This is a genomic window from Chelativorans sp. M5D2P16 (assembly GCF_034427935.1).
In the GTDB taxonomy this organism is placed as follows: Bacteria; Pseudomonadota; Alphaproteobacteria; order Rhizobiales; family Rhizobiaceae; genus Chelativorans.
The window spans coordinates 36,907-52,878 of sequence record NZ_JAXQNM010000004.1; the positions used below are offsets into that span (position 1 = coordinate 36,907).

The window sequence follows — 15,972 nt, forward strand, 5'->3', positions numbered from 1 at the left end:
TCACTTATCACGGCCTCCTTCATGGGAGATCGTGAATCACATCTCAAGCCAAATTAATAGGTCCTGATCCCAGTAGGGGGCGCAAGCTGGAGGGGAGCGAGCCACGCAGACTGAGACACTGCCGCCCTGTTATCTTGCTGGACGGCCTGCCGTACTGCGCTTGGGATTCCCTCTCTCGGGAGGGCTTAATGAAAATTCTACTGCTGGTTAGTGTTTTGATTGTTAGACCGTCGATCCTACCTGAGCCAGTATGGTGGCCAGGACGTTCCCGGCCCCATGTTTTTCGTCCCCGATTGTTCACTGCAGCCTAGCATGCTCCCTTATCGCCATTTCAAGCGCATGTTGCGGAGGTATGGCTTTTGAAAACAGAAAGCCCTGGGCCGCTCTGCATCCCAGTGTCTGAAGGATTCTCCGATTTGCCTCCGTTTCGACGCCCTCTGCCATGACCTCTATCCCGAGCTTGTTGCCAAGATCGATGACCGTTTTCACCAGTAACTGATCCTCCCGGGATTTGGCCAAGCTGCGGATAAAAGCCTGGTCGATCTTGACCTTGCTTATTCGCCCATCCTTGAGTGATGCCAGCGTGGAAAAGCCGGTGCCGAAATCATCAAGAGCGATGGAAATGCCGGCATGTGCAAGTCGCCCGAGCTTCTCGTCGACCCTGTCCGGGTCCACGGGAGCTTCCTCGGTGATCTCGATTTCGAACATCGTTGCTGGGAGGCCTCGTTCTTCCAGGCCATTCAAGATCAGGTCATCGATATTGCCAGCCTCCAACTCACGAGGAGAGACGTTCATGGCGACGCGAACCTGACGACGATTTGCCTTGGCGAGATCATCAATCAGAGCGCAGCAACTCAGGAATACGGTTTCCGTGAGCAACTGAAGCATTCCAGTTTCACGCGCTGCGGTTACGATTTCGGGTGGGGAGATGTCACCGTGGAGCGGGTGGTTCCACCGCAGTAGCGCTTCAAAGCCGATAACAGCTCCACTATTGAGCCTTACGACCGGTTGAAACCACGTGCTGAGGCTAGCTGTCTCAATAGCCGAGCGAAGATCTCGTTCGATGCATTGCCGGCGCTGCAGTTCCCCATCGAGCTCGCAGTTGAACAGGCAGAACTCGTTTCTGCCACGACGTTTGGCCGTGTAGAGCGCCATGTCGGCTCGCAACAACATTTCGGTGAGCCGTGGTTCATCCGATAGATAAATGCCGATCGACGCACCAATTCGGATTGAGGCGAGCCCAGGATATGGGCTGGCGAGCTTAGCTATGACTTGGGATGCTAGATCAGTGGCAGATAGTGACGTTGAGGCCGAGGAGAACAGCACCACGAACTCGTCGCCGCCGATGCGGGCGAGCGTCGCACCCGGTGAAACCTCCTCTTCGATCCTGCGCGCAATCCTTGCGAGAAGGTCATCACCGATCTTGTGGCCATACGTGTCGTTGACGGCTTTGAATCCGTCCAGATCGACCAGCATCATCACAAATGGGCCATTTGTATTCCTGAGCCCGTCAACGGCGTGTTCCAAGCCGCGTCTGTTGAGGAGACCGGTTAGGGGGTCCTGCCTTGAACGTAGCTCCATCGCTGTCGCAATCTGTGCTGCCTCATGTTTTAGACGACTTGCCTCGCGGAACCGGGCTTGTCCCAGCAGGGAGCTCCGCACCATCCCTCCCAGAAAGAGCAGGACGGCGAACGCCAACACGTAGCCATCAAGATTCCCGATCGCCACCAGGCACCCGGCTGTAATCAGGAGCGGGGGTGTAATGAAACTGATGGACGGCGCGGCATATGAATTGCCGTAGGTGACCGCACCAGCTGAAATGCCTGCAAGAATGACCAGATGGAGCGATGAATGAGGCGCCGTAAACCCGTCCGTGAGAAGGGCAACAAACGACCAGGCAAGGCCCGACAAAAGAGCAAGGATGCTATAGAAGCGAAGCTGCCGCGACGTCGCTTGCAAATCCTTGTTGCGCTCTTCTGATACGTCCTTCGATCGCCACAGCGCGAGCACGAGGCGGGAGGTGTTGATGGCATTGACCACCAGGAACCAAACGGCCGCGGCAAAAGCGTTACCGGACATCAACTGCACGATCAGGATCAGGACAGTGAGCGCAGTGCTGATCGGCATTGAAAAGAGCAGGCCAGTCCTTAGATCGGCAAGCTGATCTTCTCGAATTCTGTCTTCAAGTTCGCCGTCCGCTCCAGCTTTCATGATGGACTGGTTCAACCTTCACATGCCTCACCACTCATCCCATAGGCATATCGACTGAATGGAACGTCAAATATTTTCGTTGACTGCGAACTATTCAGAATTGGGATCCCGTTGCGCGCGCCGCTCCGGCTCCAGGAACCGACTCCTCGTCAATCCCGTTCTTGACCTGACGATGGACGAGAGGAGGCTATCTCAATGACCAACATCCTGAACAAGGTTCGCGAGGGCATGCGCGTCGTCGATGCCCAGGGCGACGAGATCGGCACCGTTGAATGGGTGAAGATGTCCGATGAAGATCCCACAACACCTGAAACCGAAACCGCGACACCGGGAACCAGCGGCGCACGCAGAGCAGTTGACCTCACCGATCTGATCGCTGATGCCTTCAGAACCGACGATGTGCCTGAGACGCTTCAGGGCCGCCTGCTCCGGGAAGGGTTCGTGCGGGTGGACGCGAAGGGCTTGTTCGCTGCCGATCGGTACATCCTGCCCGATCAGATTTCATCGGTCTCGAACGAGCGCGTTACGCTCAATGCCTCCCGTGACGAGCTCGTTCGCTCCGAATAGGCTATCAGGTTCCTTAGCACCGGCCCTGCTTTTGCAGGCCGGGCGGACAGAAGCCGGGTCCCTTCTTACGAATGCCAGGCGGCACGCCCCTCCGGTGCGGTGCGGGATCTATGACCCGGTAGGTGGGTCGGGGGTCAATCTCGACGGTCCAGCCGCTTCTCCACTCACGGCGCCACCGATCACGTTCTTCATACCAAGGACGATCCGGATACCAGCGGTCCCAGTATGTCCCGAACTCGAAAGTTATGATCGGAATCCCCGCAGATGGAACATATTCGGGTAGGATGGTCCTACGCCCGTCATAGAGGGCTTCCAAGTAGTGACCACTGACCCAACCGCGCAGCCCTCTCCAACCCGCATCACACCAACCCCAGGCTTCTGTGCAACCGTAGAGGGTGACGACGACGCCGGCAGGAAGTGTTGTCACGCGCGAAAACCTGGTGCTCGGACCCGCACGTAAATTAACGTCGGTTGTCGTGTAAGCTTCTTCGGCGTCAGCCGAGCTGATCGTGGCGGCAGTGCCGAGGAGTAATATGGCGGCGACCAAGAGCAAGTTTGCCTTCATCTCGTCTCCTTGTGCTTCCGGCGCCGATCGACACAAACGGCGTGCTAATGGCGACCTGAATCGCGCCGAAACCGGCAGTGGTCCAGATTTCCTTCAGGCGCAGCATAAATTGCGAGAAAGATGGCCAAAGGAAGAAGTTCGCAGGGCGGGTTCTGGAAAATGCCCAGGACGCACCGACGTGTGGAGAACCGGGGCAGGTTTATGCGGTTTCACCGGCCGTTTTGCTTCTTTGGGCCTAGCATGTAGTCTCACGACGTTTTGCATGCATCCCGCACAGGAGTGGTTGAAAGAATGAATATGAGAGAAAAGCTTTGCGCGTTGATTTCAGGCGCCGCTTTGCTGGCCGTGGCGTCCGCGCCGTCGCAGAGCCTTGCGCAGGAAACGCTTACGGCCGGTGTTGAAGCTGCCTTCCCGCCCTGGGCCTATGTCGAGAATGGTGAATTCAAGGGCATTGCCATTGACGCCATGCGCGAGATCGCAAAGGACGAAGGGCTAAACGTGGAGTTTCGGGATCTACCCTGGCCCTCCCTCATTCCAGCATTGTCCCGCGGGCGCATAGACCTGCTCGTGACGGGTTTGAACGTCACACCTGAACGTGCCGAGGTGCTCGACTTCACCATTCCCTGGTGGGAGAACGACGATGAGGTTCTGGTGCCCGAGGATTCCGACCTAAACCTTGTCACGGCCCTGTGCTGCGGCGCCACGGTCGGAGCACAGGGCGGGGCGACCCAGGCCCAGTGGCTGGAGGAAAACCTGGCGGATAATGAAAACGTCGATTTGGCCGTCCGAACCTATGAGGACTATGTGATCGCGGTTGAAGACATGCTGGCCGGCCGGCTCGATTCCGTGGTCACCTCGACCGACACCGCCGAGAGTTTCCTCGCGAACGACCGGCCGATCAAGATTGTCGGGACAATCCAGCAGAACCAGCCGCAGGCGCTTGCTGTTCAGAAAGGTGATCCCAACGGGCTTCTCGAAAGCCTCAATCGCGGGATTCTCAAGCTCTACAACGACGGACGCTGGGCGGAAATCGTGCATCGCTACTCACCGCAGGCGACAATCCGCCAAATCCCGACGACAATGCCCGACTATGTCGATTCCTACCATGAGCCGATCCCCGGCTATTCGGAATGACCACCCAGCCAGATTCGACAATTTAGCAATTAGCGAAAGGTGGCGTCGTAGGGACGATGGAAGCGTTCAATAGCGTTGTTATCAGTCAGATGCCATTTTTGCTGGGCGGCCTTTGGGTCGCCCTGCAACTTCTGGCCCTTCTGCTTATCCTTGGCCTGGGGCTTGGTCTTGGCATAGCTCTGATGGAGGTTTACGGCCACTGGACGCTGCGCTGGGCCGGCATTCTCTTTGAAAGGATCTTTCGCGGGATTCCGGCTCTCGTTCTGCTCCTCCTCTTTTACTATGGTGTCACGGAGTTCATCGAGCTCAGTGCCTTCACCTCGGCGGTGCTGGCGCTGGGACTGCGCTCGGCAGCCTATCAGTCGCAAATATTCCGCGGGGTGATCCAGGCCGTGCCCGCTGGGCAGATGGCCGCCGCCCGCGCTTTGGGCATGCCGAAGCACAAAGCCGTTTTCCACATCATCCTGCCGCAAGCATTGCGCCAAGCCATAGGTCCCTGGACCAACGAGTTTTCCAGCGAACTCAAGGCAACCTCCCTCGCTTACGTTATCGGCGTGGTCGAACTCACTCGTCAGGGCCGTTACATCATCTCCAGTACACAAGGTAACGTGCTTCTAGTCTTCGCCGTCGTTGCCGCCCTCTATTTCGTGGCGAACTGGCTCGGCAATCAACTCCTCTACAAACTCGAACGGTCGCTGGCCCTTCCGGGTTTTGAAACGCGGCGGGATGACTGATGCTGCTTCAGGTCGAAAATGTCCAAAAAAGCTACGGCGATACCGAGATACTCAAGGGCGTCTCGCTCGGCCTGTCCCGGGGGCAATCCAAGGTCATTATGGGACCGTCTGGAACGGGTAAATCGACCCTCCTGCGCTGTATCAACCACCTGACGCTGCCCGACGGCGGGCGCGTCTTCCTGGATGGGGAGGAGTTGACACCGAAAAACATCAACAAGATGCGCGAGGTCTTGGCCTTCGTGTTTCAGGATTTCAACCTTTTCACGCATCTGCGTGCGATCGACAACGTGCAGATCGGTCCAGAAAAGATCCGGGGCATGAAGAAGAAGGAGGCCCGCGATCTTGCCATGCATGAACTGGAGCGGGTGGGTCTGGCCGACAGGGCACATGCCTATCCGGCGGAACTTTCCGGAGGGCAACAGCAGCGTGTGTCCATCGCCCGCGCCCTTGCGATGCAGCCGAAGGTGATCCTTTTCGATGAACCGACATCCGCACTCGACCCGGAATTAACCGGCGAGGTCATTTCGGTCATGAGTCAACTGGCCGCCGACGGCATGACCATGCTTGTCGTTAGCCATGAGGTGAACTTCGCCCGTCAAGCGGCCGATGAGATCATCTTTATGGAGGGAGGCGAAATTCTCGAACAAGGGCCGCCGTCCAAAATGTTCGTCGACCCTCAACACAAGCGCACCAGGCAGTTTCTCGACGTACTCGGACACGAGGAGCGTGGTTCATGAACGATTTCGTGAGCTTTGCTGCCGAGAGTCTACCGGAGATTCTTCAAGCTTTGCCGGTCACACTCAGCCTGTGGGCGCTGGCTATGGCCGGCGGCGCTTTGCTTGGCCTTGTCTTTGCCTGGTGCAGGGTCTACGGGCCGAAGCCGATCTATCTGGCCGCGACCGTGTATGTCGAGATTTTCCGCGGCACGCCGATGCTAGTCCAGCTGTTCTTCATTTATCTGGGCTTGCCTGAAATCGGCATTGTTCTTGACCCTTTTACAGCTGCGGTCGTGGCCATTGGATTGAACACCGCCGCATATCAGGCGGAATATTTCCGCGGCGCTATTCGCTCCATCCCGAGCGGACAGATGACGGCCGCACGCGCCATGGGAATGACACAGCTTCAAGGCCTGCGTTGGATAGTGCTGCCGCAGGCGCTTCGACGGGTGATCCCGCAATGGTCGAACGAGGCGATCCTAGAACTCAAATACACCTCCATCGCCTATGCGATCGGCGTATCCGAAATTACGGCGAAGGCGGAGGAGATCGGCTATACAACTTTCCGATTCTTTGAGGTCTTTGTGCTCCTGGCACTCGTCTATATCGTCTTGACCAGCATAGTCGCGCAGATACTTCAGTTTGTTGAAAGCTGGACAACCATTCCCGGTTTGCGCAGCTAGGCTTTGTGGACACCGAGATAAGGTGTTTTGAGGAACCGGCAGCAGGCCAGCCATGCTTCACTATAGTTCGGAAACATTGGGAACTTGAGAGAACAAGGCGCACTCTGGAACGAGCTATCGAGAGCAAACTTGGATTATGCTGGCTTATCATGCGGCCGCCTGGAAGAGACCCTGCTGATATCGAAGGTTTCTGTAATCGAGCGTTTGAGGTCAAGCGCAAATCCTCAGCTGTCCTACCACGGGGCTCTGGCTTCTGTCCGAGGTCGGCATTCGGCCGCCTCATGATCGGGTAAGAAGGTCGGGAAGCCATGCTGCAAGACGTGCTTCCGTGCGGGGCACTCCACCGATATCGGCTTCACCCGACCCATCGTCCCCGTGGAGGGACTTCCGGTGTCTGGAGAGATGTCAGCGATGGCCCAGGATCAGGCGACGGCGGGAGCGCTGTCACTCCAGCGGAATGAGGTGCCGTCGACCCAGATGCGGTGAAGGATCACGGCCAGCTTGCGGGCGAGGGCGACCTTGGCTTTCTTCAGCCCTTGTCGCTTGGCGACCCGCATCGCCCAGGCCTTGAGGGCGGACCACTTAACCACGCGGCTCATCATCACGTTGGCCGCTTCATACAAGGCCGATCGAACCATCTCGTCGCCGACCTTGCTGATATGGCCGGTGCGATCGAGTTCCCCGGATTGATGCTTGCGCGGTGTGAGCCCAAAGTGAGCGCCGACCGATTTTGACCTGACAAACCTTGCCGGCACATCGATGCCGGTGCGATAGGTGAGCGCGACCAGGGCTCCCACACCGGGGACGCTCATCAGGCGTCGGCAGGCCGCGTCGCCTTGTGCTGCCCTAACGATCATGCGGTAGAGCCGGTTGTGTTCTGTGATCAACAAAGCCCTGGACCGCAGGAGCGGGTCGACGATGGCGATAAGCGACGGTCTGCCGTCGACCAGTTCGCGGACACGTGGCTCGAACATCCGCCGTGTTACGGTGCCGACCTTGAGCCCAAAGACTTTCAATGATCCACGGATGCTGTTCTCGAGTTCGTATTGCTGTTTGAGGAGCAGCTTGCGCGCGACGAGCAGGAAGCGCAGCTCGTGGCTCTCGTTGGTCTTCACATGAACCGATTGGAACCAGCCTGTTCGCATCATCTGCGCGATGCCGCGGGCATCGTTACGATCGGTTTTGTTGATCATCGCCGCCAGCGCCGCCTTGACCCGGCGGACCTCCACGCAGACCACGGGAAAGCCGGCGTCGGCTAGGCCGCTATAGATCCATTGCGACAGTGGACAAGCTTCCAGCCCGACCCGCACAAACGACAGCCCCGTCGCCTGAAGATAGTCGGCGAGGACTGCCGGATCGCTGGTGACCTTCCCCTCTGTCACATAGGTACCGGCTTCGTCGACAATGCAGACGCTTGTCTCGTCGAGAGATACATCCAGCGTGGTATTTCATGATCGCGTCTCCTCGGGTTCCAGAGCCGCCCATCGGCTCCCGGTCGAGGAGCAATCCTACGCTGCCATGTTCGCAGATCGCTCGCTCGATTACCCGATCTGCATGCCTCGCCAACTAAAATAATCCAGTTTTAGCAAGCGATTAGCCAAGACGAGCCAATTTCGCTAATCGTTTGCACCACCAAGAAGTCGATGACAGGCGTGATAGATTGCCAGAAGAATTGCGCATGGTGCGATAAGGCGGGTGCAATTCGCCTCACCCCGGTTATAATTATCCATTCTGGGGGGTCTAATATGGTCGGCGGCTCATGGCCGAGCCCATTTAGTGGCTCACCCGACTCAGTGCGAGCCGGGTCGCTGCCGCCAGTGCGCAGCGTGACGGGCCGAGCCGTAGCGAGCTCGCCGCGCTCCGTGCCGAACGCAGGGAGGCGCCCATGTCGGAACTTCTCCAACCCTTCATCGGTCATCAGACGCGCAGATACGCCAAGGCCGTATTGAATCCGCTGCTTGGCATCTTTCGTCCGGGAAACGTCGCCATGTTTCATGTTGGGCGCGTCGGCAGCACTGTGGTGGTAGGTATGCTGCAGCAGCACCGACGCATCTACTGGGCTGGTGAGGTGTTCCAGAGGGAACATGACCGCTACATGGAAGCCGTCGCGTCTGGCGGCTATTCTCTTCCCGAGGACCCATTAAAGGTTCTGCGGACAGAAATGCGCGAGGCGCGCAACCGGATATTTGGTTTTGAAACGAAGTTTCTCGACGAGCACCATCTCAAGGTGATTGGCCTAGATCTGGAGCGTTATGTGGACACACTGTCCGAACTCGGATTCGAACGTTTTGTCGTGCTGAAAAGGAAGAACGTCCTGCGCCGGCTGATTTCCGGTGCCGTCCTGCGCGAAACCGGCCAGTTTCATATTCGCGCGGACCAGAAGCGGCAGAAGAGACGCTTCCATCTCGATCTGCACAGGATACCGCTCGGTGCCAGATATCTTGACCTGGTCGACGCAATCCGGATGATCGAAGAAGGTCATGAGCATCTCGATCGGCTCCTCGCAGGCAAGCAAGTGTGCGAACTCAGTTACGAAGAGCACATCAGCGATGACCCGCTCGTCGCCTACCGCAAAGTAATGGAATTTATGGGGCTGGAGCCCGGCAAGCCGGATATCCTTCTGCGCAAGACCAACCCCGATCCGCTTAGTGACATGATCGAGAACTATGACGAGCTGCGGGAAATGGTCGGGAAGACGTCTTATCGCTGGATGCTGGAGAGTGGATGAAGGGGAGCGCTGTTTCGCGGTGAACGACCCGTTGACCACATGGGTTCATCCTTGACGGGATTGCAGCTGGCCGCAATATCCGCAAGCCCACAGTTCGATATTTTTGCCTCAAACTTCCTGCTTATTGGACCGTCCCGTCTTATGCGGCCTTTTCTGCGCAATAATCGACGGCTGTGGCCAATATCTCCTCCATCTGCTCGATCTGGCGCGCGCGATCGAGCTTAGGGCGTTCGGCATAACGCTTTGCGGCCTGAGAGAGGGATTCGTAGAGGGTCGAATCATCCCAAAGGGAACGCAGGGCCGCGATCCATTCTGACAGTTCCGCCTGCGGCGGCAGGAGAATACCGCCCGGCCCGACAGCTTCACCTAACCCGCCGATCTGCGTGGCAAGAACAGGGATGCCGCTGTAATGCGCTTCAGAGGCAATGCGCCCCCAGGTTTCCTCCCATTGGCTGGGGACCAGAACGACACGGGCCCGACCGTAGTGCTCGCGCATGTCGTCAGTCCGTGGATGCAGCGTGATGTTGTCCCGCCCCGCCATGCTTTGCAAAAGTGCCGATCGCTGGTCTTCCGACAGCGTCCAGCTCTCGACGAAATCAAACGGGATATCGGGACACGCCCGTGCAAGCGCGAGGGCAAGATCGACCCCCTTTAAGGGATGGGGGTTCACGAACAGGACCCGTTCGCGGCGCGTAGGAACCTGATAGCGTTCGGGCTGGAAAAGCGGATTCAAGACCGTCGAGCGAATTCCGTAGGCTTCTTCGTAGCGGTCAGCGGTGAATTGTGAGTTGGCAAGGAAGACGGCGTCGTCGAAATCCTCGATCGGCTCTCCGTGATCCTCGAACTCGACGTTGTGAAGATAGATGACCGTCGGTAGACCCATGTCCCGGAAGGTCCGGGCAATGCGCAGGACCTTGCCGGACTGGGCCACGACGACATCTGGCGCCACCGAACGTGCAACGTCCGCAGCCCCCTCCCAGGCGAACCAGGAACGGTAAACGGGGTAGCCCTGGCTGCGGTCGCACACGGTCTTGCGCCGCAACAGCTTCATCATCACCCGACCGCGTGCGCCGATCCAGCCGTCGGGCGTCAGGCCGGCTAGGACGCTGATTTCGTGGCCGCGTGCAAGGAGCTCCCGCGCCATTTCATGAGTATTTGACTGGCTGCCGCCGGCGATCTGCGGGAGGTACGGATGGGCGCTGGCGAAAACGATATTCATACATTTCGCTCATCAGGTTAGAGTTGCGGAACGGCTGCCTGAGTTTTGAATGTACGGTAGTGGGCTGGAACGCGAAGGCAGGTCTTTGGAAAGTGAAGCCAGAATGAGGGCAGTTCCCGCGATATCCTTAGAGCTGCATGCAGAGTGGCAAGCGGTCTGTAGCGAAGATTCCTAAGGCACAGAAACACCAGGTGATCACGCGTTACCTGGGCCTCCTGTTCGCTCAGCCTCCTTTGCGTCGGATCCAGATCGAATGTGGTGGCAAGCTTGTCCCTGAAGACGAGACCGTCGATCAGGCGGTCGGGCGCGTTGACCGAATCCCAAGCGAGAGCTTCCCGGTAGACCGATACGCCCTCACCGCGCGTTCCCATGACAGCCGTTGAATAGCTGACCTTGCTAGACCGCTTCGCGAGCGTGATCCAGAACAGCTGATCCTCACCGGTGCGGCGCAATTTGGCAAAGCGTACGTCGCAGTGGGGCGGAAACTTGTATACGACATTGGACGTGTGCGGGATGCAGTGAACCAGAAATTCGTTGAAGGCCTCATTTCCCGATATCGATCGCGACTCGGGTTGCGCACCGACCCGAACATCATGGTTCTTCGTCATGTATTCGTAATAGGAGAACGACGTGACACTGTCGTGCATGCTATTGGCGAAATAAAAGTCTGCTCCATCGGCAAGCGCCGCGACAGCCTGACGGAGATGACCGGAGAACCACACATCATCCGAATCGAGGAAGGCCACAAAGTCCGTCTCTGCCGGATCAAGATGGTCGAGCCCCGTATTCCGCGCGGCGCCCGGGCCGCCGTTGCTCCGATTCAGCACGACAATGCTGTATGGGGAGGGGGGATCAAGGTCACGAAGGTCGTTCTGCGGGGAAAGTGGCGACTCGTCGTCAACAACAACGATCTTCACATCGAAACCGCCGGGCAGGTTCTGGGCTATGACCGAATCGACCGCTCTGCGCAAAATACCCGGTTTCCGCTGGAAATAGGGGATGACGACGGCGATCCTGGTATTCATGGCCGTCGCTCCATAATGGATGCGCGCGACCGAACGAAATCCTCGACCGCCTCCATTGCACGATTGAAAGCGTTATCGAGGCGGTCATCGTGGCTCAGCTGCGGTTCGCATCGGCACAATTTTCTGAGATGTCGTGCGGCGAGGGAAATCAAGACCCGGTCGGCCGGCTTTGCAATCGCGCTTTTGCCCAATTTCCTCGCGCGGCCCTCATAGTAGCGCCGGCCTTTTGTCGCGCTCACATAGAATTCGAACAGGCTCGACGGCTGGAGCTGGTGTCGGTTCAGATCCAATCCGAGAGATTCGGCCCAGTCGGACCATTTGGCAGCGTTCTCGGCGTGTATCGGACGGACCGCAAGCCATGGAGTTCTCAGGGCGTCGGCAACGATAGCGCCGTGCATGGCCTCGGTGATCAGCATGCGCGCACCGCGAATCTCGCTGATGATCGTTTCGACATTTTCGCGGGGATCGATGAGGCGAATGCCGGCTTGCGCGCAGGCCTCCGGCCAATGACCCCGTGAAAAGCTATGATAGTGCGGCATGAATGCAATGCCGAGCTCTTCAGCCGCAGGCGGCAAGTCGAATTTACGCAAGAGGATAGCGCTGTCGCAAATGCCCTTGGATGGCGGCAGGTCGAGTTGCGCGGCCGTTCGGGGCCCGCGCACGAATATCACATCCCACGTGCCGTCATGGACATCGGGCGCGGCTGCATATCCTCCATATCCCGATCCGAGAACATATTTTCGGGCTTTCTTCGGATGATGCTCCCACAGTATCGAGCCGATGCCGAGAAACAATTCGCTGTCATCCTCGTCGAGGAAGCCCTGTGGCAGCACCCGCGGCCACATATAGGTGTTCAGTTCGTCACCGAAATTGGGCACACTGCCCTTGTAGTAAGTGAGCTTCATGCCGAAATCGCTCTTCGCTTTAGCACAAGGTTGCGCATCTGAAATATCCGGCGACCGTCGAGAGCGGTAAGCACAGCACAATAGATTATCGCACCGGATAGGACCTCGCCGGCGAGACGCAAATATGCCGACTCCTCAGCTATGTACTGCCGCAGAGTGAATACACCGACGAACATCGCCAGGCTGGCAAACGCGGGAGAGAAAAAGGGCCGCAGATAAGTCCAGGGACCGATCTTCAGTATCCTCAGCACCATCCAGACGGCAGCCGGCCACATGAGGAAGGTCTGTACAGCAATGGCGAAGACCAGCGTGGAAACGCCAAAGCGATGGAAGATCACAACCACCAGCACGGTCATAACCTGCTTCGCCACCATATAGTAGAACCACCAGTTCGCATTGCCCTGGCTGTTGATGAGTGATGCTTGCAGGATGCCGATGCAACTCATCAGTCCAATGACGCAGAAGCTGCGGAGAGCGGGTATAGCCTCGATCCAGTGCGCGCCGAAGAGTATCGGGATGAGATCGCCTGCGACGATAGCCAGTCCGACGAACACTGGAAATGAGAGCGCCGAGGAGGCGAAGGTCGCGAAGAGGAACGCCTCCTTCAACTTCTCGTGCTCACTCTGCAGGGACGACAGTAGCGAATAGGAAACCGAGTTCAGCGCCCCGGCGACAAGATCATTGAGGATATTGAATATCCGCCGCGAGAAACTGTATATGCCGAGCGCCGTCGTGCCCAGAAGGCTGCCGATCAGAATCTGGTCCAAGCTGATCATGCGGAAGACCCGGTGGCCCGAAGCAAACATGCCGTAGTGGGCAAGCTCACGCAGAGCTCTCCATTCGAAGCGCAGACCGGGCCGCCAGTTGACCGACAGGAGCGTGCCCACGCATATGGCAACCGACGCGGCCAGCTGCGACAGCGCCAGCGCCCAAAGCCCGTATCCAAGGGCCAGCAGGCCTAGACAGACGGCGGCGGAAACAAGCGAAGCGATCATCGTTCGCATGGCCATCTTGCTGAAAGCCATGGCGCGCGAAAGAAGCGCATTCGGCACGACGACGGCAAGGTCGAAGACGACACGCAGGCCGATGACAGGCAGGAGCGCGGCCAGGCCGGCCTCGCCCATAAAATAGGCGAATACCGGGGCGGTCAGCACGATCACCGCGTAGATAATCAGTGCGGCGGCGACACAAAGCCAGAACACCGAATCGAGATGCCGCCGCCCCAGATCGGTGCGTTGAATGAGAGCCTGGCCGAAGCCAGCCGGGGCGACAGCGCTGGCGAACATGGCGATGCTTGCCGCCAGCGCGACCAGACCGAACTCTGCGGGTGTGAGGAAGCGCGAGGTGACAGTGAACACACCCGCAGCGACCGCCGCCGGCGCAAAGCCACTCAGGGCCGACCAGAACACGCCGTGGACGGCTGCGCGTGCCCGACCACTGCGCAGGCGGCCGTGGACGACCTCCTCTTCCTGCTCAAGGCTCTTGTCGCTACGATCCAGCAAACTCTGTTCCTTCAGCGGATCTCTGCCCACAGCGGCAGCCGACTATTTGGGACCGAAGCGACATGGGGCGCCTTGGCGAGGCCATTTGTCGTTTACTCCAAGTTGTCCTTGGTCCGGGATCTTCGAAGGCGTCCATTCAAGTCACCGACGAACGAGCGTGAGGTGGCATCCGAGCCGGTGTGCCTTGTCATTGGCAAGCACACCGCGTGCCGAGGCAGTCAGCGTGATAGGCAACTTTCGGCGAGAAAATCCCGAACGAACACGTCGATCCCTCACAGGTCCTTCAATGTAGGCGTCTGGGTGGTTGCTTTCGATCTTTGAGGTTCGGCGAGGACCAATCGCACTACGCAAGAGGCCCTCGCGCGCCGAACATTCGCCCGCTTCGTTCCAGGCAACAGCCATCGCTCACTCTCTGCACCTCTCAATGCCGTAATGCTGCAATGCAACATATGATTCCATCGGATCATTGGGTAAGCAACCGAGAAATCTAACTGACGGGTGATCGTGGTGGCTTGTTGGCAGGTACCAATAAAGGCATCACATCAATTCCCCGATTTACAGCAACTTTTATGTAGCCTCCGCATAATCCGTGAGAGGATTTCGCCAATCCTCGAGGAATCGTTCACGCAAGTGACATAGAAACGCGCGCAGAGCCGAGTAGGTCTGAAAGCCCATTTCGTCCAGATACCGTTGAAAAATTCCGCCTGAAGCGGGTGTTCGGCGCCGATTCAGTTTTCCTATTGATTTGGGAGGTTGATGCCGATGTTGGGTCCGCGCCAGGAAGTGCAGGCTGCGTGTGGGCGGCCGCCGGCGCGCACGACGCCGTCTTCGCCGCTGAGCCGAAAGCGCTGGTGAATGCCGCGCGCGCGACGGTCGCAAACCTCGTGGTCTGACGCGGGCCCGAGCACCTGCACAGCGCGTACTGATTGTCAGTGGAGCGCTCTGGGGCAAGGCGGTGGCAGCAATCAATCAAGCTGCCGCGCCGTGCAAGTAAGTTCCATAATAAATCTTATGCAATTTCCTCGCCAGAACAGCCCGCGCCGCGTCGGATCGGGAGGAAAGCTGCCTGTGTTCTTCAGAATGGAGGACCGGAGTGGCTGATATGGTGCTTTTGGACATTTCCGCCTTCGAACTGAATATCTGTTTTGGGCGGATTTGATATCTTTCTCCAAGCCTCCAAAATGGCTTCGGACTCCCACAATTCCATCAGGTTGACACGCGAAGGATCGAAAGGATCTTCGCTGATGGATAGGTCGAGGCAACCCGGATATGCGCGGGCACGCCTTATCAGATCTGCGTGTGCTTCAACGAACGCCTTCCGCCGATCGGCCGGAACTTTGAAGTGACCTGCAATAACCAGCATGCTTCTACCCCATCGTGATTGCTTTCGTAGGACGTTGAACGAAGGTCCGAGCCGACAGAGGACTGAAGAAAAGCTATGTGCAAGGTCGCCAGAAGGTCGCCCCCTTTGGGCGCTTCCTGCGGCGGAACCGGCCAAGGCCGGCGAATGCCGCAACACCATGACCGCTCGAAACCCGAAGAGTTGCCTCGTCAGTTCACCCGGAAGAATCCGCGCGTGTCGGGCCGGCCGGCTTTCAACCGAGAACGCCGGCTGCGATCGCGCGTTGGATCCCGCGGACATCCGTTCCCTTCTTCAGCGTCTTCTGGATCGGTGAGGAGGTGCCGGAAACCCAGATCTTCAGCTCGGTGTCCAGATCGAAGGTGCCGGCCGTCTCCACCGAGAAGCGGGTGACGGCCCGGTAAGGGATGCTCAGATAGTCGACCTTGCTGCCCGTCAGACCCTGGACGTCGATCACGATCATCCGCTTGTCGGTGAAGACGATGAGGTCACGGATCACCTTGAAGGCGAGCCTGACATCCTCTCCCTCGATGAGCACGCCGTCGAGGCGCTGTGCGAGCCTGGCGGTATCGACCGCGCTGCCATGTCCCAGAAGACCGTCCAGCAATCCCATGTCCATCACC

At 58.2% G+C, this 15,972-nt stretch carries 15 protein-coding genes; 6 read left to right on the plus strand and 9 right to left on the minus strand.

The annotated features are described in order from the left end of the window. Positions 1-297 precede the first annotated feature (297 nt). Positions 298-2,226, minus strand: a complete 1,929-nt coding sequence (locus tag SIN08_RS02550) for a putative bifunctional diguanylate cyclase/phosphodiesterase (protein ID WP_322449940.1) — start codon at positions 2,224-2,226, stop codon at positions 298-300. 180 nt (positions 2,227-2,406) lie between these two features. Between SIN08_RS02550 and SIN08_RS02555 the strand changes: the two genes are divergently transcribed. After that, complete coding sequence (locus SIN08_RS02555; RefSeq protein WP_322449941.1) at positions 2,407-2,778, plus strand: hypothetical protein; 372 nt, start codon at positions 2,407-2,409, stop codon at positions 2,776-2,778. 13 nt (positions 2,779-2,791) lie between these two features. Here the strand turns inward: SIN08_RS02555 and SIN08_RS23585 are convergent, their stop codons facing one another. Further along, a complete protein-coding gene (locus SIN08_RS23585; RefSeq protein WP_416208001.1) occupies positions 2,792-3,343 on the minus strand; it encodes an SH3 domain-containing protein in 552 nt (183 codons plus the stop codon). A gap of 291 nt (positions 3,344-3,634) precedes the next feature. On the opposite strand from SIN08_RS23585, the gene SIN08_RS02560 reads away from it, so the two are divergent. From SIN08_RS02560 to SIN08_RS02575, 4 genes are read left to right on the plus strand one after another with little or no spacing between them, the layout of a single operon-like run. Beyond that, positions 3,635-4,477, plus strand: coding sequence for an ABC transporter substrate-binding protein (locus tag SIN08_RS02560; protein ID WP_322449942.1), 843 nt, complete (start codon positions 3,635-3,637; stop codon positions 4,475-4,477). 56 nt (positions 4,478-4,533) lie between these two features. Next, on the plus strand, positions 4,534-5,211 hold the full coding sequence (locus SIN08_RS02565; protein WP_322449943.1) for an amino acid ABC transporter permease: 678 nt from the start codon (positions 4,534-4,536) through the stop codon (positions 5,209-5,211). Between the two features lie 2 nt (positions 5,212-5,213). After that, positions 5,214-5,948: an amino acid ABC transporter ATP-binding protein gene (locus SIN08_RS02570; protein ID WP_416208002.1), complete on the plus strand. Its 735-nt coding sequence runs from the start codon at positions 5,214-5,216 to the stop codon at positions 5,946-5,948. Continuing rightward, the gene (locus tag SIN08_RS02575; protein WP_322449945.1) at positions 5,945-6,610 is read left to right on the plus strand and encodes an amino acid ABC transporter permease; all 666 of its coding nucleotides are present in this window, start codon (positions 5,945-5,947) and stop codon (positions 6,608-6,610) included. Before SIN08_RS02570 ends, SIN08_RS02575 begins: the two co-directional genes overlap by 4 nt. 422 nt (positions 6,611-7,032) lie before the next feature. Here the strand turns inward: SIN08_RS02575 and SIN08_RS02580 are convergent, their stop codons facing one another. Further along, a complete protein-coding gene (locus tag SIN08_RS02580; RefSeq protein WP_322449976.1) occupies positions 7,033-8,049 on the minus strand; it encodes an IS110 family transposase in 1,017 nt (338 codons plus the stop codon). Positions 8,050-8,495: 446 nt separating this feature from the next. Between SIN08_RS02580 and SIN08_RS02585 the strand changes: the two genes are divergently transcribed. Continuing rightward, positions 8,496-9,338: a hypothetical protein gene (locus tag SIN08_RS02585; RefSeq protein WP_322449946.1), complete on the plus strand. Its 843-nt coding sequence runs from the start codon at positions 8,496-8,498 to the stop codon at positions 9,336-9,338. A 139-nt stretch (positions 9,339-9,477) separates the two neighbouring features. On the opposite strand, the gene SIN08_RS02590 is transcribed toward SIN08_RS02585, so the two are convergent. The 6 genes from SIN08_RS02590 to SIN08_RS02615 form a co-directional block, all read right to left on the minus strand. Continuing rightward, on the minus strand, positions 9,478-10,557 hold the full coding sequence (locus tag SIN08_RS02590) for a glycosyltransferase (RefSeq protein WP_322449948.1): 1,080 nt from the start codon (positions 10,555-10,557) through the stop codon (positions 9,478-9,480). 17 nt (positions 10,558-10,574) lie between these two features. Then, positions 10,575-11,582, minus strand: a complete 1,008-nt coding sequence (locus SIN08_RS02595) for a glycosyltransferase family 2 protein (RefSeq protein WP_322449949.1) — start codon at positions 11,580-11,582, stop codon at positions 10,575-10,577. After that, positions 11,579-12,568 carry a polysaccharide pyruvyl transferase family protein gene (locus SIN08_RS02600; RefSeq protein ID WP_322449950.1) on the minus strand — a complete coding sequence of 330 codons (990 nt, stop codon included), beginning with the start codon at positions 12,566-12,568 and terminating at the stop codon, positions 11,579-11,581. Before SIN08_RS02600 ends, SIN08_RS02595 begins: the two co-directional genes overlap by 4 nt. Further along, positions 12,484-13,989: a lipopolysaccharide biosynthesis protein gene (locus tag SIN08_RS02605; protein WP_322449951.1), complete on the minus strand. Its 1,506-nt coding sequence runs from the start codon at positions 13,987-13,989 to the stop codon at positions 12,484-12,486. Before SIN08_RS02605 ends, SIN08_RS02600 begins: the two co-directional genes overlap by 85 nt. Positions 13,990-15,064: 1,075 nt before the next feature. Continuing rightward, positions 15,065-15,352 carry an antibiotic biosynthesis monooxygenase family protein gene (locus tag SIN08_RS02610; protein ID WP_322449952.1) on the minus strand — a complete coding sequence of 96 codons (288 nt, stop codon included), beginning with the start codon at positions 15,350-15,352 and terminating at the stop codon, positions 15,065-15,067. Positions 15,353-15,584: 232 nt separating this feature from the next. Continuing rightward, positions 15,585-15,962, minus strand: coding sequence for a PH domain-containing protein (locus SIN08_RS02615; RefSeq protein WP_322449977.1), 378 nt, complete (start codon positions 15,960-15,962; stop codon positions 15,585-15,587). Positions 15,963-15,972: the final 10 nt, after the last annotated feature.